Source organism: Streptomyces sp. bgisy100 (genome assembly GCF_057709105.1).
Genome location: NZ_JBYITE010000012.1, coordinates 101269 through 125834 on the forward strand (window position 1 = coordinate 101269; position 24566 = coordinate 125834).

Annotated in this window: 18 protein-coding genes and 1 pseudogene; 15 read left to right on the plus strand and 4 right to left on the minus strand. The window is 72.8% G+C overall.

Translation table 11 applies throughout. The features are described from left to right. Positions 1-46 precede the first annotated feature (46 nt). The 3 genes from AC3EQ1_RS11340 (at position 47) to AC3EQ1_RS11350 (ending at position 3480) form a co-directional block, all read left to right on the plus strand. A complete protein-coding gene (locus AC3EQ1_RS11340; RefSeq protein ID WP_432094197.1) occupies positions 47-466 on the plus strand; it encodes a helix-turn-helix transcriptional regulator in 420 nt (139 codons plus the stop codon). Between the two features lie 10 nt (positions 467-476). Continuing rightward, positions 477-893 (plus strand): VOC family protein, encoded by a 417-nt coding sequence (locus AC3EQ1_RS11345; protein ID WP_432094198.1) that lies wholly within the window; start codon positions 477-479, stop codon positions 891-893. Between the two features lie 124 nt (positions 894-1017). Then, entirely contained in the window at positions 1018-3480 is a 2463-nt protein-coding gene (locus tag AC3EQ1_RS11350) for an excinuclease ABC subunit UvrA (protein ID WP_432094199.1), read from the plus strand. Between the two features lie 313 nt (positions 3481-3793). On the opposite strand, the gene AC3EQ1_RS11355 is transcribed toward AC3EQ1_RS11350, so the two are convergent. Then, positions 3794-4816 carry a chitinase gene (locus tag AC3EQ1_RS11355; RefSeq protein ID WP_432094200.1) on the minus strand — a complete coding sequence of 341 codons (1023 nt, stop codon included), beginning with the start codon at positions 4814-4816 and terminating at the stop codon, positions 3794-3796. A 220-nt stretch (positions 4817-5036) separates the two neighbouring features. On the opposite strand from AC3EQ1_RS11355, the gene AC3EQ1_RS11360 reads away from it, so the two are divergent. Together AC3EQ1_RS11360 and AC3EQ1_RS11365 are read left to right on the plus strand one after the other, a co-directional pair. Further along, the gene (locus AC3EQ1_RS11360) at positions 5037-5402 is read left to right on the plus strand and encodes a hypothetical protein (RefSeq protein ID WP_432094201.1); all 366 of its coding nucleotides are present in this window, start codon (positions 5037-5039) and stop codon (positions 5400-5402) included. Continuing rightward, positions 5399-7627 (plus strand): bifunctional polysaccharide deacetylase/glycosyltransferase family 2 protein, encoded by a 2229-nt coding sequence (locus AC3EQ1_RS11365; RefSeq protein WP_488187153.1) that lies wholly within the window; start codon positions 5399-5401, stop codon positions 7625-7627. Before AC3EQ1_RS11360 ends, AC3EQ1_RS11365 begins: the two co-directional genes overlap by 4 nt. Before the next feature lie 225 nt (positions 7628-7852). Here the strand turns inward: AC3EQ1_RS11365 and AC3EQ1_RS11370 are convergent, their stop codons facing one another. Continuing rightward, a complete protein-coding gene (locus AC3EQ1_RS11370; protein ID WP_432094202.1) occupies positions 7853-9376 on the minus strand; it encodes a ricin-type beta-trefoil lectin domain protein in 1524 nt (507 codons plus the stop codon). Between the two features lie 109 nt (positions 9377-9485). On the opposite strand from AC3EQ1_RS11370, the gene AC3EQ1_RS11375 reads away from it, so the two are divergent. The 5 genes from AC3EQ1_RS11375 to AC3EQ1_RS11395 all read left to right on the plus strand — a co-directional run bounded on the left by AC3EQ1_RS11375 (position 9486) and on the right by AC3EQ1_RS11395 (position 16861). After that, entirely contained in the window at positions 9486-10919 is a 1434-nt protein-coding gene (locus tag AC3EQ1_RS11375) for a class II fumarate hydratase (protein ID WP_432094203.1), read from the plus strand. A 178-nt stretch (positions 10920-11097) separates the two neighbouring features. Then, positions 11098-11793, plus strand: coding sequence for a cytidylyl-2-hydroxypropylphosphonate hydrolase (gene fomD, locus AC3EQ1_RS11380; RefSeq protein ID WP_432094204.1), 696 nt, complete (start codon positions 11098-11100; stop codon positions 11791-11793). 163 nt (positions 11794-11956) lie between these two features. Further along, a complete protein-coding gene (locus AC3EQ1_RS11385; RefSeq protein WP_432094205.1) occupies positions 11957-12634 on the plus strand; it encodes a class I SAM-dependent DNA methyltransferase in 678 nt (225 codons plus the stop codon). A gap of 45 nt (positions 12635-12679) precedes the next feature. Further along, positions 12680-15019 (plus strand): SpoIIE family protein phosphatase, encoded by a 2340-nt coding sequence (locus AC3EQ1_RS11390; RefSeq protein WP_432094206.1) that lies wholly within the window; start codon positions 12680-12682, stop codon positions 15017-15019. Positions 15020-15397: 378 nt separating this feature from the next. Next, positions 15398-16861, plus strand: a complete 1464-nt coding sequence (locus AC3EQ1_RS11395) for a catalase (protein WP_432094207.1) — start codon at positions 15398-15400, stop codon at positions 16859-16861. Between the two features lie 109 nt (positions 16862-16970). Here the strand turns inward: AC3EQ1_RS11395 and AC3EQ1_RS11400 are convergent, their stop codons facing one another. Further along, complete coding sequence (locus tag AC3EQ1_RS11400) at positions 16971-19196, minus strand: transglycosylase domain-containing protein (protein ID WP_432094208.1); 2226 nt, start codon at positions 19194-19196, stop codon at positions 16971-16973. Positions 19197-19454: 258 nt separating this feature from the next. Between AC3EQ1_RS11400 and AC3EQ1_RS11405 the strand changes: the two genes are divergently transcribed. The 5 genes and pseudogenes from AC3EQ1_RS11405 (at position 19455) to AC3EQ1_RS11425 (ending at position 23452) form a co-directional block, all read left to right on the plus strand. Further along, positions 19455-20393, plus strand: a complete 939-nt coding sequence (locus AC3EQ1_RS11405; protein ID WP_432094209.1) for an SPFH domain-containing protein — start codon at positions 19455-19457, stop codon at positions 20391-20393. Continuing rightward, a pseudogene (locus tag AC3EQ1_RS11410) lies at positions 20390-20686 on the plus strand (type II toxin-antitoxin system antitoxin); the annotation flags it as partial. The gene AC3EQ1_RS11405 and the pseudogene AC3EQ1_RS11410, both read left to right, overlap by 4 nt. A gap of 297 nt (positions 20687-20983) precedes the next feature. Beyond that, positions 20984-22588, plus strand: coding sequence for a hypothetical protein (locus AC3EQ1_RS11415; protein WP_432094210.1), 1605 nt, complete (start codon positions 20984-20986; stop codon positions 22586-22588). Between the two features lie 199 nt (positions 22589-22787). Next, complete coding sequence (locus AC3EQ1_RS11420; RefSeq protein WP_432094211.1) at positions 22788-23039, plus strand: type II toxin-antitoxin system VapB family antitoxin; 252 nt, start codon at positions 22788-22790, stop codon at positions 23037-23039. Then, on the plus strand, positions 23036-23452 hold the full coding sequence (locus tag AC3EQ1_RS11425) for a PIN domain nuclease (protein ID WP_432094212.1): 417 nt from the start codon (positions 23036-23038) through the stop codon (positions 23450-23452). The genes AC3EQ1_RS11420 and AC3EQ1_RS11425 overlap by 4 nt, the downstream gene beginning before the upstream one ends. A 58-nt stretch (positions 23453-23510) precedes the next feature. On the opposite strand, the gene AC3EQ1_RS11430 is transcribed toward AC3EQ1_RS11425, so the two are convergent. Further along, positions 23511-24467, minus strand: coding sequence for a LysR substrate-binding domain-containing protein (locus tag AC3EQ1_RS11430; protein WP_432094213.1), 957 nt, complete (start codon positions 24465-24467; stop codon positions 23511-23513). Between the last annotated feature and the right edge of the window lie 99 nt (positions 24468-24566).

The following is a 24566-nucleotide window of genomic DNA, read 5'->3' on the forward strand; positions in this document are numbered from 1 at the left end:
CCGGGATGGACGGCCCGGTGTCACCGGCCTGTGGGATGGTGGTCGCGTGACGCTCGAGGACCTGGTCCGGCTGCGGCGGGCCCGTGACCGGATGGACCGCGACTACGCGATGCCGCTCGACGTTCCGGCGCTGGCGCGCGAGGCCCTCATGTCGCCGGGCCACTTCTCCCGCAGCTTCCGCGCCGCCTACGGGGAGACGCCGTACGGCTATCTGATGACGCGCCGGATCGAGCGGGCCAAGGCGCTGCTGCGGCGGGGCGACCTGTCGGTGACGGAGGTCTGTTTCGCGGTCGGCTGCACCTCGCTGGGGTCGTTCAGCTCGCGCTTCACCGAGCTCGTCGGCGAGAGCCCGAGCGCGTACCGGGCCCGGAACCATGAGGACGGAGCCGCCGTCCCGGCCTGCATCGCGAAGATCCACACGCGACCGGTCAGGAACGGAGAAGCGAAACCGGCCCCCCGCCCGTAGCGTGAAACGCATGGACATCACGCTCTCGCAGTGCTTCATCGCCGTCGACGACCACGACAAGGCGCTCGCCTTCTACCGGGACGTGCTCGGTCTGGAGGTGCGCAACGACGTCGGCTTCGAGGGGATGCGCTGGGTGACCGTCGGCGCTCCGTCGCAGCCCGGTGTCAGCATCGTCCTCGAACCGCCGCTCGCGGACCCGGGCGCCTCGCCCGCCGACCGGCAGGCCATGGCGGAACTGCTGGCCAAGGGCCTGCTGCGGGGTGTCATCTTCACCACCGACGACGTCGACGCCACCTTCGAGCGCATCCGCGCCGCGGGCGGCGAGGTGCTGCAGGAGCCGGTCGACCAGCCCTACGGCGTCCGCGACTGCGCCTTCCGCGACCCCTCGGGCAACATGCTGCGCTTCAACCAGGCACGCGGGCAGTGACCTCCGGCCCCGCGCACCGGGCGCTGCCCCGCCGCGGCGGCGCCCGGTCACCGCTGCGGGGCTGTCCGTCGTCGGCAGCGGCGACCGCGGGCCCGGACGGCCCCGCCCGAGAGATGGAGACAGCATGAGCAGGGCCCCGAGGGCGAAGGCGCAGCCGGCCGCGGCGCACGCCGCCGACCGCCACGAAATCATCCGTGTGCACGGCGCGAGAGAGAACAACCTCCAGGACGTCAGCATCGAGATCCCGAAGCGCCGGCTGACGGTGTTCACCGGCGTCTCCGGCTCGGGCAAGAGCTCGCTGGTGTTCGACACCATCGCCGCGGAGTCGCAGCGGCTGATCAACGAGACCTACAGCGCCTTCGTGCAGGGCTTCATGCCCACGGCGGCGCGGCCCGAGGTCGACGTGCTCGACGGCCTGACGACCGCGATCATCGTCGACCAGCAGCGGATGGGCGCCGATCCCCGCTCCACGGTCGGCACCGCGACCGACGCCAACGCGATGCTGCGCATCCTCTTCAGCCGGCTCGGGAAGCCGCACATCGGCCCGCCCGGCGCGTACGCCTTCAACGTCCCCTCGGTCAGGGCGAGCGGCGCGATCACCGTCGAGCGCGGCGCCCGGAAGACGGTGAAGGCGACGTTCAGCCGCACCGGCGGCATGTGCCCGCGCTGCGAGGGGCGGGGCGCGGTCTCCGACATCGACCTCACCCAGCTCTACGACGACTCCAAGTCGCTCGCCGAGGGCGCGTTCACCATCCCCGGCTGGAAGTCGGACAGCTTCTGGACCGTGCGGCTCTACGCGGAGTCGGGCTTCCTCGACCCGGACAAGCCGATCCGCAGGTACACCAAGCGGGAGATGCAGGACTTCCTGTACCGGGAGCCGACCAAGGTGAAGGTCGAGGGCGTCAACCTCACCTACGAGGGGCTCATCCCCAAGATCCAGAAGTCGTTCCTGTCCAAGGACAAGGAGGCGATGCAGCCGCACATCCGGGCGTTCGTGGAGCGGGCGGTCACCTTCGCCACCTGCCCCGAGTGCGACGGCACCCGGCTCACCGAGGGGGCCCGGTCCTCGAAGATCAAGAAGATCGGCATCGCCGACGCCTGCGCGATGGAGATCAGGGACCTGGCCGAGTGGGTGCGCGGCCTGCGCGAGCCCGCGTCGGGCGCGGCGAGCAAGGCGTACGCCCCGGTGGCGCCGCTGCTCGACGCGCTGCAGCAGAGTCTCGACTCGTTCGTGGAGATCGGCCTCGGCTACCTCGCGCTCGACCGGGCGTCGGGCACGCTGTCCGGCGGCGAGGCACAGCGCGTCAAGATGATCCGCCACCTCGGCTCCTCGCTCACCGACGTCACCTACGTCTTCGACGAGCCCACCTCGGGCCTGCACCCGCACGACGTCCAGCGGATGAACGACCTGCTGCTGCGGCTGCGGGACAAGGGCAACACGGTGCTCGTCGTGGAGCACGAGCCGGAGGTGATCGCGATCGCGGACCACGTCGTCGACCTCGGGCCCGGCGCCGGTTCGGCGGGCGGCACCGTCTGCTTCGAGGGCACCGTCGAGGGGCTGCGGAAGGGCGGCACCATCACCGGCCGCCACTTCGACGACCGGTCCTCCGTCAAGGAGACGGTCCGGAAGCCCACCGGCACGCTGGCGGTCCGCGGCGCGACGACGAACAACCTGCGCGGCGTCGACGTCGACATCCCGCTCGGGGTGCTCACGGTCGTCACCGGCGTCGCCGGTTCCGGCAAGAGCTCGCTGGTGCACGGGGCGCTTCCCGGGCAGGCGGGCGCGGCCGGTTCCGAGGTGGTGGCGGTCGACCAGAGCCCGATCCGCGGCTCGCGGCGGAGCAACCCGGCGACGTACAGCGGGCTGCTCGACCCGGTCCGCAAGGCGTTCGCCAAGGCCAACGGCGTGAAGCCGGCGCTGTTCAGCGCCAACTCCGAGGGCGCCTGCCCCACCTGCAACGGCGTCGGCGTCGTCTTCACCGACCTGGCGATGATGGCCGGCGTCTCCGCCCCCTGCGAGGACTGCGAGGGCAAGCGGTACCAGGCGCCGGTGCTTGAGTACCGCCTCGGCGGCCGGGACATCAGCGAGGTGCTGGAGATGTCGGTGGCCGAGGCCGAGGAGTTCTTCGGCTCCGGCGAGGCGCACACCCCGGCCGCCCACCGGGTGCTCGACCGGCTCGCCGACGTCGGGCTCGGCTATCTCAAGCTCGGCCAGCCGCTCACCACGCTGTCCGGCGGCGAGCGGCAGCGGCTCAAGCTGGCCACCCTCCCCCAGCCCTCGGCCGGGGGGAGCTCCCGGGCCGGGAAGGACGGTGTCTACGTCCTCGACGAGCCGACCGCCGGCCTGCACCTCGCCGATGTCGAGCAGCTCCTCGGGCTGCTCGACCGGCTCGTCGACTCCGGCCGGACGGTGATCGTCGTGGAACACCACCAGGCGGTCATGGCGCACGCCGACTGGATCGTCGACCTCGGCCCCGGCGCCGGCCACGACGGCGGCCGGATCGTCTTCGAGGGCACCCCCGCCGACCTCGTCGCGGCCCGCTCCACCCTCACCGGCGAGCACCTGGCGGCCTACGTCGGCGGCTGACCGGGACCGGATCTCCGGTGGTGGGCCGGGACCAGGTCCCTGGTGGTGAGCCGGGAACAGGTCTCCCGTGGAGGGCCGTGGGACCAAGTCTCCCGTGGAGGGCCGGGACCAAGTCTCCGGTCCCGGGTTCCAGTGGTCGTCGCAACACTGGCACCCAGGACCTGCCGCGGAGGCCTGGCGGACGGCCCGCGGTGGGTCTGCGGCCCTGCGCGGACGCTCCGTCAGATCCCCGCGCGCCACGGGGCCGAGGGCCCGCGCGCCACAGGGCGGCTCCGCGGCGCGCACCGGGGCGGGCGGCGCGACGCCGCCCCGTTCAGCCCGTCCGGGAGAGCGCCGCGGCGAAGTCGCCCCGCCTCTGGGTGACACCGCTGCAGCGCACGGCCGGCTTGTCGGTGGCGGCGGCGCAGGGCCGGTCCCGCTCCGCGGACCACATGGACAGCCGGCCGACGCCCTTGTCCGCCGCGAACCGGGCCAGCGCGGTGGCGTCGCGGACGGTGAAGACCTCGCCGGGGACGTCGTTGAGCCCGATCATCGGCGTCACCGCGAGGGCCTTCCAGGCCCCGGCGGGCGACAGCCGGAGCGCCTGCCGGAGCTGGCCGTGGGCGGCGGTGGCGGCCCGGACGGCGTAGGTGCCCATGTCGCCGGTGTGGGCCGCGCCGTAGTTCATCGCCATGACGTTGACGGCCGATACGGTCACCCCCCGCGCCCTGGCCTCCTTCAGCAGGGCGAGGCCCGGGGCCGTGAGCCCGGAGGGCATTGCGGGCAGGGTGAAGGAGACCTCCAGGCTCGGCCGGGAGCGCTGGAGCAGGGCGGCCGCCCGGGCCCGGCGGGTGGACGCCGCGGTGTCGGCGAGGGTGGCGCCCTCGACGTCGAAGTCGATCCGGGTGAGCCGGTAACGGTCGATCACCGTGCCGTAGGCGGCGGCGAGTTCGGTCGCGTTCCGGCAGACCCGGGCCGGTTCGGTGCCCTCCGCGCCGCCGAAGGAGACCCGTACGTCCCCTCCGGCCTTGCGCAGCGCGGCGATCCGGTGCTTCAGCGCACTGTCGTCGAGCGCGGTCCCGCCGTCCCACCGCGGGGCGCAGCCGCGTCCGGCGACGACGAAGGCCAGGGTGAACTCGTCGATGCCGCGCGGCACGGCGGCGGCCATGTCGTACGTCCGGGCGGCCCAGGCGCTGAGGTAGGGCGTGACGCGGGCGTGCCGGGCGGCGGACGGGCCCGACGCGGACCGGTCCTCCGCCGGGCCGGAGCCGCCCACCCATACCGCGGCGGCGGCGCAGCCCATGGTCAGCGCCACCGCGCCGACGAATCCGCCGAAGCGGGAGCGGTGTCCGCTCATCCCGCACGCTCCTCGTTCCGGTCCGGGACCCGGTTCCGGTCCCGGAGCGCGTTCCCGTGATCGGGCTCGTTCCGGTGGTGGGGCCCGATCCGGCCGGGCGAGGCGTTCCGCGGCGATTCCAGCATGCCGGACAAACTTCCATACCTGACTCTGCGCCATGAACCATGACACACCAGACTTTTGACCGATATACTACGATTGTCTGCATTAATCTCGGGGCATGGATCTTGAGTCTGACGTGGTCGAGCGTGTGCCGTCGCGCACGCTCCTGTCGTGCCGGGGCGAGGAGAGGCCCGTCTTCGTGGACTCCACCGGCCGCCGGGCGCGCACACTCCGGCACGCGGGTCTGGTCGCGGATCTCGTCCTGCTCGGATATCTGGGGACGGTCCTCCTGGGGTTCGCGGGCGGCACTCCGATCGCCCCCGGGCGGCCGGCCGCCGGCCAGGGGCCCGCACCGGCCGCGGCCGTCGCCCCGCTGGGTGAGCGCCTCCCCGGCAGACCGGCCACCCGCGCCGGCGGCAGACCGGTCCCGGTCATCGGCACCACCCTCTCGGCCCAGGGCCGCGTCCGACCGCAGCTGCCGTGAACCGCTGGAAGCCGCTGGTGCTGCCGCGGCCACGCCGCCCCGTCCGTACTCCCCGCGCCGACGCCCCGGCCGCCCCGCGCGGTCCGCGCCTGCCGGTCCGGACGATCGCCGCCGTCCGCCGGGCCGCGCCCCGGCCCCGTCTGGTGCTCTCCCTGGTGGCCCTGGTCTCGGTGGTCTGCGTCCTGCTGCTGGACGGCTTTCTGCGGGCGAAGCCCGACGACCACTGCCCGGCGCACACCCCGGGCTACGCGGGCAGCGTCCCCGAGGAGGTGCGCACCGGCGGCCCGGTGCTGACCTTCCGCGACGGCGAGGCCACGAGCCACACCCCGCCGTCCCGGACCGTCGCGCTCACCTTCGACGACGGCCCCGACCCCCGGTGGACCCCGGAGGTCCTGGACATCCTGCGGGAACACCGGGTGCCCGCCACCTTCTTCGTCGTCGGCCGGCAGGCGGTCCGGTACCCGGGGCTGATCCGGCGGATGCGGGCGGCGGGCAGTGAGATCGGGCTGCACACCTTCTCCCACCCCGACCTGGGGAACCAGGACGTGGCCGGCGTCGACCGCGAAGTGGCCCGGACCCAGCTGGCCCTCGCGGGCGCCGCGGGCATCTCCAGCTCCCTGTTCCGGGCCCCGTACACCTCGCACGTCTCGGGGCTCGACGACCGCGCCTGGCGGGTGCAGCAACACCTGGGCGCCCAGGGCTACACGAGCGCGTTCGTGGACCGGAACAGCCTGGACCGGCGCGGCCCCGCGGTGCCGCAGATCGTCCGCAACGCCACCCCGCCGGAGGGCCGGGGCGCCGTGGTCCTCTTCCACGACGCGGGCGGCAACCGGTCCCGGACCCTCGCGGCGCTGGGCCGGTACATCGAGCGGATGAAGGCACGCCACTACACCTTCACCACCGTCACCCGGGCGGTGGGCGCCCCGAGCGCCAACCGGCCGGCGTCCGGGCTCCGGCTGTGGCACGGGCGGGCGCTGGTCCTCGCGGCGGCGCTCGGCCGGCTCGCGCTGCCGGGCCTGGCCGCCCTGCTGGTGGTGGTCGGCGCGGCCATGGTCGGCAGGATCGTGCTGATGACGGTGTTCGCCCGGCGGCACCACCGCATCCGCAACGGGAAGCGGTTCTCCTGGGGGCCGCCGGTGGACGGGCCGGTGACCGTGATCGTGCCCGCGTACAACGAGAAGGAGTGCATCGCCCACACGCTGAACTCGCTGGCCGCGAGCACCGTTCCGATCGAGATCCTGGTGGTGGACGACGGCTCCACGGACGGCACCGCCGACCTCGCGGAGGCGCTGGACCTGCCGAACGTACGGGTGCTGCGGCAGCCGAACGCGGGCAAGCCCGCCGCGCTCAACCGCGGCATCTCCGAGGCCCGGTCCGACATCGTGGTGATGATGGACGGCGACACCGTCTTCGAGCCGGAGACCGTGCGGGAACTCGTCCGGCCCTTCGCCGACCCTGCCGTCGGCGCCGTCGCGGGCAACGCCAAGGTCGGCAACCGGCGGAAGGCCATCGGCGCCTGGCAGCACATCGAGTACGTGATGGGGTTCAACCTCGACCGGCGGATGTACGACCTGCTGGGCTGCATGCCGACGATCCCGGGGGCGATCGGCGGGTTCCGCCGCCGGGCGCTGCTGGACATCGGCGGAATGAGCGCGGACACCCTCGCCGAGGACACGGACGTCACCATCGCCCTGCACCGGGCCGGCTGGCGGGTCGTCTACCAGGAGCACGCCCGCGCCTGGACCGAGGCGCCCGGCTCCCTCGGCCAGCTCTGGCGGCAGCGCTACCGCTGGAGCTACGGCACCATGCAGGCGCTGTGGAAGCACCGCTGGGCGGTGCTCGACCGCGGACCGTCGGGGCGCTTCGGCCGGATCGGGCTGCCGCTGGTGGCGCTCTTCCAGATCCTCACCCCGGCGTGCGCTCCGCTGATCGACCTCTTCACGCTGTACGGCGCGCTGTTCGGGGACCCGCTCGCCGCCCTGGCGCTGTGGTGCGCGCTGCTGCTGGTCCAACTGGCCAGCGCCGCGTACGCGTTCCGGCTGGACCGGGAGCCGCTGCGGTGCCTGGTGATGCTGCCGCTCCAGCAGGTCGCGTACCGGCAGCTGATGTACGTGGTCCTGATCCACTCCTGCGTCACCGCCGCCACCGGCGCCCGGCTGCCCTGGCACAAGCTCCGGCGCACCGGGGAGGTGAGCACGCCCCTGGCGACGGAGGCCGTGCGCTGACGGTTCGCGTTCCCGGGGCGGCTCAGCGCCCGTGGGCAGGCGTACGGAACGGGCGCGGCGGATGGGCGCCGGCAGGCGGCCCGCCGCCACGGCGCACTGCCCCCGCGGGCCCGGGGCCCCGCGGGGGCAGTGGCAGGACGGAGGAGGTCCCCGTCACCGCGTCGGACGCGGCACAGTCAGTCGGACGCGGCACGGCCAAGTGACAGGCTGCCGGACGCGGCACGGTCAGACGAAGCGCTGCGCCGACGAGCCGTCGCACTTCCGCAGCCGCACCAGCTCCCGCGGCCCCGCCAGCGTCAGGCACAGCTCCCGTGCCGCCGACGGCCGGAGCGTGTCGCCGTCCCGGACGAACCGCTGGTTGGTGCCGCCGTGGCAGTTCCACAGCGCCGGCGACACACCGTCGTCGTACCGGCCGCCCGGCACGTCCAGGCAGCGGTCGTGGGTCAGCCCCACGTGCAGGGAGCCCCGCTGCTCGTCGTACCACCAGCCCTGGTTGCGGCCGTTGTGGCAGTCCCAGCCGCCCACCGCGGTGCCGTTGCGGCTGCTGCCCTCCCGGGCGTCCAGGCAGGCGCCGGTGGCTGCGCTCTTCAGCGGCTCGAACGCGTCGTCCCAGCCGCCGCGGAACAGCTCCGGCTGTCCGGTGCTCGCCGGGTCGGCGCAGCTCGCCTCGCGCCAGCCGGCGTCGTAGAGCCGGGTCAGGCAGGACGCGAACGCGCCGTGCCCGCGGGCGTTGGGGTGGAAGGACTGCCGGACGGAGTTGGAGTCCGGCGGGAACGGGTTGGTCAGGTCGACCCACAGACCGCGCGCCCAGGTCTCCTCCATGCACACCTCATGGCCGTGGAAGAGCCGGGAGTTGTCGAGGAAGGTCGCGCCCGCGTCCCGGGCCGCCTGCCGCATCCCGCGCTCGAACGCCGGCACCGCGGTGTTGCGCCCCCAGGCGGCGTCCGAGGTGTAGCCGGTGCAGCCGCCCGGCAGCTTGCCGAGGTAGCCGGGGTTGTCCTGGATATCAGGGCCGATGGGGCTGGGGTAGCCCATGACGACCAGCCGGTAGTCGGTGTCGGCGTACCCGGCGTCCCGCATCACGGTCCGCAGGTCGCTCACGCTCCGCTCGACCTTCGGCCGCAGACCGTCCACGCGGGCCTGCCAGCCGGGGTCGTACTTGGGCTGACAGGTTCCCTGGATGAGGAACCAGCGGGTGACGCAGTCGGTCATCACCGGGCCGAACTGGAGGTCGTCGTTGGCGCCGGCGACGAACAGCACCATCTTGATCCGGGTGGTGCGCGCCTTGACCGCCAGCGCGTCGCTCTGCACCAGCTCGTCCGGGTACTGCTGCGAGCCGCCGATGCGGATGTTGTCGGTGCCGGCGCCGGAGCAGGCGACGTTGTACGTCACGTCGGCCGGGATGCCGGTGCGGTGGATGGCGGCGTCCGGGGAGCGGTGGCACCAGTTGTCCGGGCCGTTGGTGCCCGGTTCGTAGGTGCCGACGCCCTCACCGGAGATCTCGCTGTCCCCCAGGGAGATCAGGGAGGACTTCCGGTCGGCGAGCGGACGCTCGGCGGAGCTGCCGTACAGCTTCGTCGCCTCCGCCGCGCGGATCCGCTCCAGCTCAGGCGGGAGAGGTGCCGATGCCGTGCCGCGGCCGACGTCCGCTGCGGCGGCGGTGGCGGTGGCCGACATGCCACCGAATCCGGCGGCGAGCGCGGCGAGGACCGCGACCGTACATCGCACCCCATGTCTGCTGCGTTGCATGAGACCTCCCCTGTTTTCGGTTGTTACCCGCGGTATTTACGGTCAGGTAAGCCGCATTGGGAACACTGTGAACCGGACAAACGCTGTGGCACCCAGGAGGTAACGAACGATGGCCGACCACGGCAGCGGACAGCACACCCCGGACGGCACCCCCGAGGGCCCCGGACACCGGACCGAACACGACTCCATGGGTGAGGTGCGGGTCCCCGCGCACGCCAAGTGGCGGGCGCAGACCCAGCGCGCGGTGGAGAACTTCCCCGTCTCCGGACAGCGTCTGGAACGCGCCCACATCGAGGCGCTGGCCCGGATCAAGGCGGCGGCGGCCCACGTCAACGCGGAGCTGGGGGTGCTCGACCGGGACGTCGCCGAGGCGATCGGGCAGGCCGCGGCCGAGGTGGCCGAGGGGCGGTGGGACGAGCACTTCCCGGTGGACGTCTTCCAGACCGGCTCCGGCACGTCGTCCAACATGAACACCAACGAGGTGCTGGCCACCCTGGCCGGCGAGCGGCTCGGCGCGCCCGTGCACCCCAACGACCAGGTGAACGCCAGCCAGTCGTCCAACGACGTCTTCCCGTCCTCGGTGCACATCGCGGCGACGGCGGCCGTGACCCGTGACCTGATCCCGGCTCTGGACCATCTGGCCGAGGCGCTGGAGCGGAAGGCGGAGGAGTTCGCGGAGGTCGTGAAGTCGGGGCGGACGCACCTGATGGACGCCACCCCGGTCACGCTGGGCCAGGAGTTCGGCGGGTACGCCGCCCAGGTCCGCTACGGCGTCGAGCGGCTGCGGGCGTCGCTGCCCCGGCTCGCCGAGCTGCCGCTGGGCGGCACCGCGGTCGGCACCGGCATCAACACCCCGCCCGGCTTCGCCGCCGCGGTCATCGCCGAACTGGTCCGCGGCACCGGGCTGCCGCTGACCGAGGCCCGGAACCACTTCGAGGCGCAGGGCGCGCGGGACGGGCTGGTGGAGACCTCCGGCCAGCTCCGCACCATCGCCGTGGGACTCACCAAGATCTGCAACGATCTGCGCTGGATGGCGTCCGGCCCGCGCACCGGGCTGGCCGAGATCGCGCTGCCGGACCTCCAGCCCGGGTCCTCGATCATGCCGGGGAAGGTCAACCCGGTGATCCCGGAGGCCGTGCTGATGGTGGCCGCGCAGGTCACCGGGAACGACACCACGGTGGCCACGGCCGGGGCCTCGGGCATCTTCGAGCTCAATGTGATGCTGCCGGTGATCGCCAAGAACCTGCTGGAGTCGGTCCGGCTGCTGGCGAACGCCGCCCGGCTGCTGGCCGACCGCACGGTCGACGGCATCACCGCCGACGTGGAACGGGCCCGCGAGTACGCCGAGTCCTCGCCGTCGGTGGTGACTCCGCTCAACCGGTACATCGGCTACGAGGAGGCGGCGAAGGTCGCCAAACGGGCGCTGGCCGAGCGGCGGACGATCCGTGAGGTGGTCCTCGCCGGCGGCTATGTGGAACGCGGCGACCTCACCCTGGAGCAACTCGACGAGGCCCTGGACGTGCTGCGGATGACGCACCCGTGAGCGGGCGCGCCCCCGGCGCCCGCCGAACCGCGGCGGCGCGCCCCGGTTCGTTCCTCCGGCGCCGGGGCGCGGCGGCCGGCGCCGTGAGCGCCCCAGGGACCGGCGTGCCGCGCTCCGGCCACCCGGTTGTGCCGCACGTAACGGTCCGGAGCGCCTCCCGCGGCACTAAGATCTGTGCATGACAGCGGAGACGACGAGCCCCCAGGCAGGCGGCACGGGCGCGGCCCCGGGCACCTGGGCACCCGGGGAGCACATCCTGTGGCGCTACCGCGGCAACGCCACGGACCGCTTCCACATCTGCCGTCCGATGACGGTCGTCGAGGACTCCGCCGAGCTGCTGGCGGTGTGGATGGCGCCGGGCACCGTCTGTGTGAAGCCGGTGCTCAGCGACGGCACACCGGTGCACCGCGAGCCGCTGGCCACCCGCTACACCAAGCCGCGGACGCTCACCCGCTCGCCCTGGTTCGGCACCGGCGTGCTCAAGCTGGCGCGCCCCGGGGACCCCTGGTCGGTCTGGCTGTTCTGGGACCCGGGCTGGCGGTTCAAGAACTACTACGTCAACCTTGAGGAGCCGCGCCGCCGCTGGGCCCGCGGAGTCGACTCCGAGGACCACTTCCTGGACATCGAGGTCCGTCCGGACCGCAGCTGGGAGTGGCGCGACGAGGACGAGTTCGCTCAGGCCCAGCGGGCCGGGCTGATGGACGCCGGGCAGGCCGAGCGGGTACGGGCCGCCGGACGCGCGGCGGTCGAACAGATCCACGCCTGGGGAACGCCGTTCGACGCGGGCTGGGAGAACTGGCGGCCGGACCCGGCCTGGACGGTGCCGCAACTGCCGTCCGACTGGGACACCGCACCCGCGCGGCCGGCCTCCTGAAATACGGCTGTCGGGGAATCATCCACCGGGAGCTCTTGAAGTTTCCCTGTGCACCAAACGTAGGATCGTCCTCCGCAACCATGCACAGGTACGCACAACTCCCGGACCGCAGGCAACGTTTGGCCATAAGTTTTCGTCATCGGGAAGCTGAAAGGGTGGAGTCGTGAGCGGCGAGGGCTACGACGGGTACGACCCGTTACGGATCGACCGGACCGGTCAGGCGGAGGCATTCGATGCCATCGGCGACCGGTACGACGAGGCGTTCCCGCACAAGGACGGACAGCTCGCCGCCGGGCAGTGGCTGGCCGGCGCCCTGCCCGCGGGCTCCCGGGTGCTGGACCTCGGCTGCGGTACGGGCATGCCGACGGCGGCCCAGCTCGTCGCGGCGGGGCACCAAGTGGTGGGCGTCGACCTGTCGCCCGGCATGCTCAAGCTCGCCCGGGACAAGATCCCGGCGGCGGAGTTCCTGCGACGGGACATCGCCGGTCTGACCGCTGACGGACCGGAAGGGATCGGCCGCTTCGACGGCGTCGCCGCCTTCTTCTCGATCCTGATGCTGCCCCGCGCGGAGATCCCGTTCGCGCTGCGGACGCTGCACGCGCTGCTGCGGCCCGAGGGGCTGCTCGCGCTGTCGATGGTCGAAGCCGACGTGGACGACTTCGCAATTCCGTTCCTGGGCCACACGATCCGGGTATCGGGTTACCTGAGGGACGAACTGCGCCAGGTCGTGTCCGACGCGGGTTTCGAGGTCACCGGGGAGGACAGTTACGCATACGCCCCGGCCAGTACGGACGTACCGCCCGAGATCCAGCTCTTCCTGCACTGCCGACGACGCGCCTGACCACGCGCGCCCGACGCGCAGCCCCGGACGGATGGAACCCTACGCGTGACGGAGTACCCGACCTCCCACAACGGCCGGCAGGCCGCCGCCTCCGCCGTGCCCGCGGCCGGACAGCCGCGGGCCCGTGAGGACACACCTGGCGCCTCGGCGGACCCGCGCCGTGCGATCCAGCAGGCCGCGGCGCACGGCCAGGACCCGGCGGGACGCGCCGGGCCGGCCCGGCGGTCCGCGGACCACGACGCCGCCCACCGCACCCGGCCGCAGGGCGGCGCCGCCCACGGCCCGGCCGAGCCGGACGGCACCATAGGACGCCCCCGGCCCGCGGGGGACGACACCCTCGCCGCCCCCACGAGCCGGCCCCGGCAGGGCCCGGACGGCTCCGGCCACTCCTGCGGTCCGGCCGGCGCGGCCGACCACCGCAACCGGGCCGGCGCCTCCGCCTCCCCGGCCGAGCCCCCGCCGGGGGTGCCGCACCCGGCGCCGCCCGGCGGCGAGTCCGACCGCAACGCCGCCACCGGCGCCGGCCGCGCCGGTCACCCGCAGGGCACGGGGGCCGAGGAGCCCGCGGGCCATGCGCACAGCGCGGAGATCGGGCACCAGCGGGCCCCGTCCGAGCCGGTGCCCGACCCGGCCCTCCCGCCGGACCAGGCCGACGGCCTGCCCACGGCGGGCGGCACGCGGGACGGCGACCGGCTGCGGTTCGTGGGCGCCGCCACCCGGCGGATCGCCCGCGGCATCGACCTCGACGAGATCGTGCTCGGCCTCTGCCGCGCCACCGTCCCCACCTTCGCCGACGTCATACTCGTCTACCTCCGCAACCCGCTGCCGGTCGGCGACGAGCGGCCCACCGGCCCGGTCGTCCTGAAGCTGCGGCGCACCGACCGGATCCCCGAGGACCAGGACACCGACGGCAACCGGCTGCCCGTGCTCACCGTGCCGGCCGACTACCCGCAGGCCGCCGAGCTCGCCGAGGTGCGGCCGGGCGGGGCGCTCGCCGAGGTGCTGCGCGGGGTCCGGCCGGTGTTCGGCGACTCGGCCGCGGCCCGCGCCGCGCTGCCCGAACTCCTCGGCCCGGCCCACTCCGTACCGGGCGGACGGCGCGCCGTCCTGGCTCCGCTGCGCGGGCGCCGCCGGGTGATCGGGGCGGCGGTGTTCCTGCGCCGCCCGGACCGGCCCGCCTTCGACCCCGACGACCTGCTGGTCGCGGCGCAGCTCGCGACGCACACCGCGCTCGGGGTCGACAAGGCGGTGCTGTACGGCCGGGAGGCGTACATCGCGGACGCGCTGCAGCGCACCATGCTGCCCGACTCGCTGCCGCAGCCCACCGGGGTGAAGCTCGCCAGCCGCTATCTGCCGGCCGCCGAGACCGCGCGGGTGGGCGGCGACTGGTACGACGCGATCCCGCTCCCGGGCAGCCGGGTGGCGCTGGTCGTCGGTGACGTCATGGGGCACTCCATGACCTCCGCCGCGATCATGGGTCAGCTGCGCACCACCGCGCAGACCCTCGCCGGGCTAGACCTGCCGCCGGAGGAGGTGCTGCACCACCTGGACGAGCAGGCGCAGCGGCTCGGCAGCGACCGGATGGCGACCTGCCTGTACGCGGTCTACGACCCGGTCGCGCACCGCATCATGGTGGCCAACGCCGGGCATCCGCCGCCCGTTCTGCTGCATCTGGGCGGCCGTGCCGAGGTGCTACGGGTGCCGCCGGGCGCCCCCATAGGCGTCGGCGGGGTCGACTTCGAGGCGGTGGAGCTGGACGCCCCGGCGGGCGCCACGCTGCTGCTCTACACCGACGGTCTGGTGGAGTCCCGGCTGCGCGACGTCTGGACCGGCATAGAGCAGCTGCGGGAGAAGCTGACCGCGACGGCCCGGCTGACCGGCCCGGACCACCCGCCGCCACTGGAACCCCTCTGCGACGAGGTGCTCGACATGCTCGGACCCGGCGACCGGGACGACGACATCGCGCTGCTCGCCGCCCGCTTCGACGGGATCGCGCCGAGCGATGTCGCGTACTGGTTTCTGGAGCCGCACGAGCAGACGCCGGGCAAGGCCCGCCGGCTCGCCCGCCGGGCGCTGGCCCGCTGGGACCTGGAGGAACTGACCGACTCGGTCGAGCTGCTGGTCAGCGAGGTGGTGACGAACGCGGTCCGGTACGCGGGGCGGCCCATCACGCTGCGGCTGCTGCGCACCGACGTACTGCGCTGCGAGGTGGGCGACGACGTGCCCCAGCTGCCCCGGCTGCGGCAGGCCCGCCCGTCCGACGAGGGCGGCCGGGGGCTGTATCTGGTCAACAAGCTGGCGCGGCGCTGGGGCGCGACGCGGCTGAGCACCGGGAAGGTGGTCTGGTTCGAGCTGGCACGCCCCGCGGCGGGGCGGCAGCCGTAGGGGCTGCGCCGGCCTTTCGCCGGGGCGGTAGCCGTGGGCCCGGTTCCGGCTCGGTGCCGGGGCTGTAGCCGTAGGGCCGGCCCGGCCTTTCGTCGGGGCCGGGCCGGGACAGGGTTCCGTGGAGCCGGAGGGTTCCGCGGAACCCTGTGTGCTGTCCGGGGGCTGTGCGGCCTGCGGGACGCGGACACATGCCCGGGGCGCGGCCCCGGGACGCGCGGGAACGCGGAGGGGGCGGACGGCATTCCGCGATGCCCTGTTCACGGGTTTCGGCGGGGGCACGCCGGGGACCCGCGTGGTTGCCGACAGGCCGTCGGCAGAGTTGACTGCACTCCGGACATTCCGGAATAAATCGTCACCCACGGCACTGCGAGGCGTTCCATGAGCCAGTCCCCGAAGAAGGTCCCGCACACCACCAACAACACCGGCATCCCGGTGGAGAGCGACGAGCACTCGCTCACCGTCGGCGACACCGGCCCCATCCTGCTCCACGACCACTATCTGATCGAGAAGATGGCCCAGTTCAACCGCGAGCGGGTGCCCGAGCGGGTGGTGCACGCCAAGGGCGGCGGGGCCTACGGCGTCTTCGAAGTCACCAACGACGTCAGCCAGTTCACCAAGGCCGACCTCTTCCAGCCGGGCAAGCGGACCGAGATGCTGGCCCGCTTCTCGACCGTGGCGGGCGAGCAGGGCAGCCCGGACACCTGGCGCGACCCCCGCGGCTTCGCACTGAAGTTCTACACCGACGAGGGCAACTACGACCTGGTCGGCAACAACACGCCGATCTTCTTCGTCCGCGACCCGATGAAGTTCCAGGACTTCATCCGCTCGCAGAAGCGCCGCCCGGACAGCGCGGTCCGCGACCACGACATGCAGTGGGACTTCTGGACCCTCTCCCCCGAGTCCGCGCACATGGTCACCTGGCTGATGGGCGACCGCGGCATCCCGAGGACCTGGCGCCACATGAACGGCTACGGCTCGCACACCTACATGTGGGTCAACGGCGGCGGGGAGCGGTTCTGGATCAAATACCACCTCAAGACCGACCAGGGCATCGGCTTCCTCACCCAGGACGAGGCCGACGCGATGGCCGGCGAGGACGGGGACGCCCACCGCCGCGACCTCTACGACTCCATCGCCGCGGGCGACGCCCCGTCCTGGACGATGTACGTCCAGGTGATGCCGTTCGAGGACGCGCCGGGCTACCGGTTCAACCCGTTCGACCTGACCAAGGTGTGGCCGCACGGCGACTACCCGCTGATCGAGGTCGGCCGGATGACGCTGAACCGGAACCCCGAGGACTTCTTCGTCCACATCGAGCAGGCCGCCTTCGAACCGTCCAATCTGGTGCCCGGCGTCAGCGTCTCGCCGGACAAGATGCTGCTCGGCCGGATCTTCTCCTACGCGGACACCCACCGGTACCGGATCGGCCCCAACTACGCGCAGCTGCCGCCGAACCGGCCGCACGTCCCGGTCCACTCCTACGCCAAGGACGGGCCGATGCGGTACGAGCCCAACCGGGTCGGCGCGGTCTACGCCCCGAACTCCTACGGCGGCCCCGCGGCCGACTCCGTCCGGTACGGCGACCCGGCGGGCTGGCAGGCCGCGGGCGAGATGGTGCGCGAGGCGTACTCGCTGCACCGCGAGGACGACGACTTCGGCCAGGCCGGCATCCAGGTGCGCGAGGTGCTGGACGACGCGCAGCGCGACCGTCTGGTCGCGAACATCTCCGGGCACCTGCTCAAGGGCGTGAGCCGGCCGATCCTCGACCGCGCGATCCAGTACTGGCGCAATGTCGACAAGAACCTCGGCGACCGAGTCGCCAAGGAGGTCAACGGCGGCTGACCCGGCTCCCCGTCCCCGCCCGGAGAGCGCTGACGGCCCCTCGCGCAACGGGAAGCGCCAGGACCCACGTGGGGTCCGGGCGCTTCGTGTACCCGCTGTCGACCGGGTGTCAGTTCTGGGGTGGCAGCAACTGCGGGTCGTCGCCGCCGCCCGGTTCCGTCGACGGCCGGGGGTCGTCCGGCTCCGCCGGCGGGGACACCGTCGGCGAGTCGGACGGCTTGGACGGGGTCGGCTCCGGTGTGGACTCCGACTCCGACGGGCTCGCACTTGGGGACTCCGACTTCTTCGTCTTCGACGGGGTCGGATCCGGGTCCGGGGTGGACTTCGTCGGGGTCGGCACCGGGGTGGGCGCCACCGCGGCGCCCTGGTCGGTCTCCAGGTCGAACTCGCCCGACGAGCCGTTCAGCGCGTCCTGGGTGTAGGCCGCCCAGATCTCGGCCGGGAAGCCACCGCCGTTGACGCGTTCCCCACCGGCCGCGCCCCTGAGGGTGACCTGCTTGCCGCCGTTCTCGTTGTCCTCACCGAACAGGCCGATCGAGGTGGCCAGCTTCGGGGTGTAGCCGGAGAACCAGGCGGACTTGTTGTCGTCCGAGGTGCCCGTCTTGCCCGCGACGTCCAGGCCGTCGCTGCGCACCGCGAAACCCGTGCCGTCGTCCACCACACCGGTGAGCACGGAGGTGACGGTGTCCGCGGTGGTGCGCTCCACCACCTGCTCGCCGATCGGGTCGGGCAGCTCCACCTTCTCCTCGCCGCGCTCGGCGGACTTCACCACGCGCGGGGTGACCTTCTTGCCGTGGTTGTCGAGGGTGGCGTAGACCCCGGCCATGTTCATCGGGCTGGCGCCCATCACGCCGAGCGACATCGCCGGCTTGGTGTCGAAGCCGCCCGCCTCCCCGTCCATGCCGAGGTCGACGGCGGTCTGCTTGACCTTGTCCAGACCCACGTCCACGGCCATCTGCGCGAAGACGGAGTTGACCGACTTGTTCATGGCCCGCTGCACCGTGACGGGGCCGTAGCTCTTGTCGTCCTCGTTCGGCGGGGCGAAGGCGACGTCGCTGCCCTCCACGGGCCGCTTGGTGGTGCCGTCGTAGACGGTGTCGGCGTTGATCGGCACGCTGTCCTGGGTCGTGGAGTCGTTCTCCAGCGCGGAGGCCAGGATGAGCGGCTTGAAGGTGGACGCGGGCTGGTAGTCGGCCCGCGTGGCGTTGCTCGTCTCGTGCTGGGCGTAGTCCTTGCCGCCGTAGAGGGCGGCGACCATGCCCGTCTTCGGGTTCACCGAGACGGCACCGGCCTGGACATGGGAGTCGATCTTCCGCTCCTTCGGGTCCAGACGGCTGGTGAGCTTGCGCTGGACGGCCTTCTCCAGCGCCTTCTGCTTGCCCTTCTCGACGCCGAGGGTGATGTTCCAGCCGCCGGCGGCGATCCGCTGCTCGCTGACGCCGGCCCTCATCAGCTCCTGGTTGGCGGCCTTGACGAGGTATCCGGTCTGGCCCTTCTGGTTCGGGGCCGGACGGGGCGCGATCGGCTTGGGGAACTTCATCCCGGAGCGCTTGCCGGAGTCGAGCCACTTCATCTCGACCATGTTGTTCAGCACGTAGTTCCAGCGCTGGAGCACCAGCTTGCGCGAGGTCTCCGAGGCAGCGGACCAGTCGTACTGGCTGGGGGCCTGGAGGAGCGCCGCGAGGTAGGCGCCCTGCTGGGGAGTGAGGTCCTCGGCGTCCACGTTGTAGTACGCGCGGGCCGCGGCCTGGATGCCGTACGCACCCCGCCCGTAGTAGCTGGTGTTCATGTAGCCGGCGAGGATGTTCGGCTTGGTCATCGTCTGGTCGACCTTGAGCGAGATGATCAGCTCCTTGGCCTTCCGGGTGACCGTCTGCTCCTGGCCGAGGAAGTAGTTCTTCACGAACTGCTGGGTGATCGTGGAGCCACCCTGCTTGCCCTGGCCGGTGACGGTGTTGACCAGTCCGCGGGCGGTGCCCTTCAGGTCGACGCCCTGGTCCGTGTAGAACGACTTGTTCTCCGCCGCGACGAAGGCGTGCTGAACGTCCTTGGGCACCTTGGAGAGCGGCACGGTCACCCGGTTGAGCTTGCCGGTCCGGGCGATGAGGGTGCCGTCGGCGTACTTGTAGGTGTTGCTCTGGAGCTTCGCCTGCGCGTTGGCATTGGGTATCTCAACGAGCAGGTACAGCGCGACGAAGGCGCCTATCCCGAGGGTGCACACCGCCAGGAAGCTGCCGAGCAGCTTCCTCCAGGTGAAGAAGCGGCGTATGCCGCTCTTCCCGTTGGCGCGGCGCGACCCGCGACTCTGCGCGCGTCTCGCTTCGGCTCGGCCCATCTCTCGCAGCTCCCGTTTCGTTTGCCCCGCGACCGGGGCCCGGGGCCTACCCCCGGCAAATCACCGGTCCCAGACGCTAACACCGCATCTGACACCAAAGGCGCATCGATCAAGGCCATTCCGGACGTGACAATCAGCACCTCTGGCAAAGAAAAGACATCCCAGAGCTCCACTTGGTTGCGTCGGGCGTTAATGTGCTATCACTTTGATAGAACGGTGAGGGCGCACGGCCCTCGCCCGGATCGAACGGGGGACCCCATGTCCGACACCACACCGGCCGCCGCCGACGCGCCCGAGCTGCCCAGGCCACAGGTCCGTGAGGTACCGGCGCGGGACATCGGCGGCGGGCTCGCCCTGCTCCTCGGCCTCCTGGGGCTCATCGCGGGCGTCGGCATGATCGTCGGCGGGGCGGCGCTGTCGAACGACGGCAGCGCGCTGGGCGTGCCGCTGATCATCCTCGGCATCCTGGTCGCCATCGGGGCGTTCTTCGCGATGTGCGGGCTGAACACGGTCGCGCCGGGCGAGGCCCGGGTGGTCCAGTTCTTCGGCCGGTACGTGGGCACCATCCGCACCGAGGGGCTGCGCTGGGTGAACCCGCTCACCACCCGGGAGAAGATCTCCACCCGGGTGCGCAACCACGAGACGGCCGTACTCAAGGTCAACGACGCGTACGGCAACCCGATCGAGCTGGCGGCCGTCGTGGTCTGGCAGGTGCGGGACACCGCGCAGGCGGTCTTCGAGGTGGACGACTTCCTGGAGTTCGTCGCCACCCAGACCGAGGCCGCGGTCCGGCACATCGCCATCGAGTACCCGTACGACGCCCACGACGAGGACGACCTGTCCCTGCGCGGCAACGCCGAGGAGATCACCGAGAAGCTCGCCGCCGAGCTCGCCGTCCGGGTCACCGCGGCCGGCGTGCAGATCGTCGAGTCGCGCTTCACCCACCTCGCGTACGCCCCGGAGATCGCCTCCGCGATGCTCCAGCGGCAGCAGGCCGGCGCGGTCGTGGCGGCGCGGCGGCAGATCGTGGACGGCGCCGTCGGCATGGTGGAGGCGGCGCTGGCCCGGATCACCGAGGAGGACATCGTGGAGCTGGACGAGGAGCGCAAGGCGGCGATGGTCAGCAATCTGATGGTGGTGCTCTGCGGCGACCGGTCCCCGCAGCCGGTCCTCAACACGGGCACGCTCTACCAGTGACGGACGACTCGCCCCACCCCCCTCGGCGGGGCCGGGACCCGCAGCGCAAGCCGCAGCAGCGCAAGCAGGTGCTGCTGCGGCTGGACCCGGCGGTGCACGACGCAATCACCCGCTGGGCGGAGTCCGAGCTGCGCAGCGCCAACGCGCAGATCGAGTTCCTGCTGCGGAAGGCACTGGCGGAGGCGGGGCGGCTGCCGCGGGCGGCCGGACCGATTCCGCGCCGCGGCCGCCCGCCGAAGGCCCCCGCCGCGGGGGATGCCGGGCCGGGCGGACCGGCGCCGGGGCCGGAACCGGGCCGAGAGCGGGCACCGGGCCGAGAGCGGGCATCGGGGCGCGGACGGACGCCGGGGGCCGGTCGTGAAGACGGGGGGCGGGACGCCGGAGGGGGGCCGGACGGGCCGGAGCCGGACCGGCCGGCGCCCGGTGGACCGGGGCAGAGCTGACAGCTCGCGGCGGACCGGGGTAGGCCTGACAGCCCGCGGCCTTGCGGCATGGGGCGCAGCGCGTCAGCGTGTGGCACGCGGGGCCTGTGGCGGACACGGGACGTCACTGTGATCGCTTCGTGTCCGCGCCCCCGCATCGTCATGGGGATGAGTCGCATCACGGGGGCGCTCCTGCCCGTTGGCCTGGCCGCAGTGGCCGTGGCCCTGCTGCTGCCCGGACCGGCCGCGTCGGCGGCCCCGGGCGGGGCGGCGGCCCCGGGCGGGTCGGCGGCCTCGGGCGCGGCGGCGGCCTCAGGCACATCAGCGACCCCGGGCGCGTCGGCGGAGGACGGCGGAGGGCTGAGCATCGAGGCGCCCCGGACGTACTTCACCCAGTCCTCCGATCCGACCCGGGCGACGCTGCCGGTCACGGTCGACGCCGGGGACACTCCGGTCCGGGGCATCACGCTCACCGTGGACGCCTCCGAGGTGCGCGGGAAGGTGCGGCTCTCCGCGAAGCGGGTGTGCAAGCAGGGGGCCGGGTACCGCTTCACCTGCCGTCTCACCTCGTCCGACCATCGCCACGCCCTCACCGACCTCGTCGTCCTCGGGGCGGACAAGTCCGCCGAGCCGGGTGCCCACGGCACCGTCCGCTTCTCCGCCACCGGCCCGGACGGCCGGCGGGCCGAGGCCGGGACCGAGATGACCGCCGGCTCGGCGCAGCTGTGGAGCAGGAAGCTCACCATCGAGGACGCACCGGCGGGCCGGCCCGTCGAGATCCGGGGCGCCGGGGTGCTGAACCACGGGCCGGTCACCGCCCCCCGCTTCACGGTGTCGGTGATCGCGGACCCGCGGATCACCCTGGTGCGCACGTACCGCAACTGCCGCTACACGCCCACCGGTCAGTCCGTCGCGCACTGCACCTTCGACACACCGGTCGAGCCGGGCCGCGCGGTCGCCTTCACCGCGCCCATCCTCGCGGACGGCGGACCGTCGCTGACCAGGGGCTCGGTGAGCTTCCGGGCCTTCGTACCGGGACAGGACGCCGACTCCCCGCTCGACTCCCAGGCGGGCGAGCCTCCCACCGTCCGCGGCAGCGGTCCCGAGCTGGGGCTGAGGCCGACGGAGAACAAGGGGTTCTCAGCGGCGGGCGGCCATGTGGCCATCGACACCGATCAACGGGTCGAAGTCCGCGCGGTGGGCGGTGAACTGAGCGGCCGGACCGGCGACATCGTCGGACTCGACGTGGGCCTGCGCAACAGCGGCCCCGGCCGCATCGACCACCGCCACCTCGACTACCGCATCACCCCGCCCGAGGGCACCACCCTGATGGCACCGGCGAAGCCCTCGCTGGATCCGGAGGGGGACATGGAGTACGAGCCCTGGGCCTGCGGCCCCTGGCGGTCCGGCGAGCGGCGCTACACCTGCTCGGCCGGGAGTCTGGACCCCGGGGAGACGGCAACCCTGAAGGTGCGATTCCGGCTGGACCGTGCGGCGCCGGGCGCGGCGGGCCGGGTGACGACGGTCCTGAAGCACGGTTTCGGGGAGCGCGACCGGAATCAGGAGAACAACACCGAGGCCATCCGCGTCCGCATCACCGGGGCCCGGGAGCAGGGCACCGGAGCGGAGGAGGCGGGACACCGCGCGGACGGGACCACCGACGAAGCCGGTCCGGGCCGGACCATGGCGGTGGGCACCGCCGTCTGCATCCTGATCGCCCTGGCCGGAGCAGTCACCGGCTACCGCATCCGACGGCGGCGCGGCACGGACTGAGGCGGGCGGCCAGCGGACGGACGACCCGTGCGGGCACCCCGGCCGACGAGCGCCCGCGCGGGGTACGCAGATGCACCAGGTTCTCGATCAGCGGCACAACGATCCCCATACGCCCCTGCGCGGCACCCCTGGTTCCGATGTCATTCCTAGGCTTGAATTGATATCGTTGCTGTGTCGTCGGGCTATGGAGGGATAACTGATGGCCAGGACTGTGATCGATCTGGACGAGGAGATCGTCGAGCAGGCGATGCGGGTGTACGGGGTGAAGACGAAGGCCGCCGCAGTGCGGGCGGCCATGGAGGAGGGGGTGAGGCTGCGGCTGCGCCGGGAGTTGTTCGATGCCATTGACGAGGGTGAGTTCGAGGACACGTTCGCGGAGATCCGCTCGCAGACGGGGCCGCGGAATCCGGACGGCTCGCTGAAGCGTGACGGCGGGGCCTCGGCGGCGTGAAGGGGCGCTACCTCATCGACAAGTCCGCACTGGCCCGCCGGGGCAAGCCGACGGTGCGGGCGCGGCTGGATGCACTGGACCACGATGGGCTCCTCGCGGTGTGCGCCCCGACCGAGTACGAGGTGCTGTACTCGGCGCGCGGAAAGCCCGAGGCGCTGCGACTGCGTACCCTGCTTCGCGGCTTCGACCATCTGCCCTGCAATGACGAGGAGTTCGAGCGGGCACTCGAGATCCAGGCCCTGGCCCTGAACGCCGGCTTTCACCGGGCGCTGTCACTGGCCGACGTCCTCATCGCGGCAACCGCCGAGCGGCATCGGGCCACGGTCCTGCACTACGACGGCGACTTCGACATGATCGCCTCGGTGAGCGAGCTGCAAGCCGAGTGGGTCGTGGAGGCCGGCACCGCCGACTGAGCCGGGGGCCCGTCCCGGGCAGTCCGGCGGGCCGCCCGGCTCCCGGGCGCGGGCGGTTTCAGTGCACCCGTACCGGCAGCGAGCGCACCGCCGAGCGCAGCTCCTTCGCCAGTTCCTCGAACTCCTCCTGCCGCGCCGCGCCCGACCGCATCGCCAGCGCGATCCGGCGTGCCGGGGCCGGTTCCGCGAAGCAGCCGGTCGAGAGCTGGTCGTTGCGCTCGGTCTCCACCTGGAGCGCCGTGCGCGGCAGCAGCGTCACCCCGAGGCCGCCCGCGACCAGCTGCACCAGCGTCGACAGCCCCGCCGCGCTGGTGGTGACCGGGGCGCCGTCCTCCCGGCCGGCCTCGCGGCAGATGTCGAGGGCCTGATCCCGCAGGCAGTGCCCCTCGTCCAGGAGCAGCAGATCCAGCTCGCGCAGCGCCTCGCGCGGAATGTCACCGCGCCCGCCCAGCCAGTGGTCGCGGGGGGTGACGAGCACGAAGTCCTCGTCGAAGAGCGGGAGTTCGGTCACCCCCGGCGCGCCGAGCGGGACGGCGAGCAGCAGCAGGTCGAGCCGCCCCTGCGCCAGCCCGTCCAGCAGCGAGGAGGTCTGCTCCTCGTGCACCTGGAGGTCCAGGTCGGGGTAGCGCTCGTGGACCGTGCGCAGCACCGTCGGCAGCAGGTACGGTGCGACGGTCGGGATCACCCCGAGCCGCAGCACACCCGTGAACGGGGCCCGCACCGCGTCCGCCTCCTCCAGGAGCGCGCCGACCGCCTCCAGCACGGCCCGGGCGCGCCCCGCCAGCCGCTCCCCCGCCGGACTGAGCAGCACCTTGCGGGTCGTACGCTCCAGGAGCTGCACACCGAGCGTCTCCTCCAGGGCCGAGACCGCACCGGAGAGCGCGGGCTGGCTCATCCCGATGTCGGCCGCGGCGTCCCGGAAGTGCAGATGCTCGGCGACGGCGACGAAGGCGCGGAGCTGCGCCAGGCTGGGCTGCCGGGCTCCGTTCCGGCCAAGGCTTCTTCCGACGGTCACTGATAACCACCTCCGATCAACATCAACCAGTTTACCGATTTCCGCGATCAATGGCGCCTGTGGTTAGGTGAAGCCCGTCCAACCCCCAAGGAACAGCCC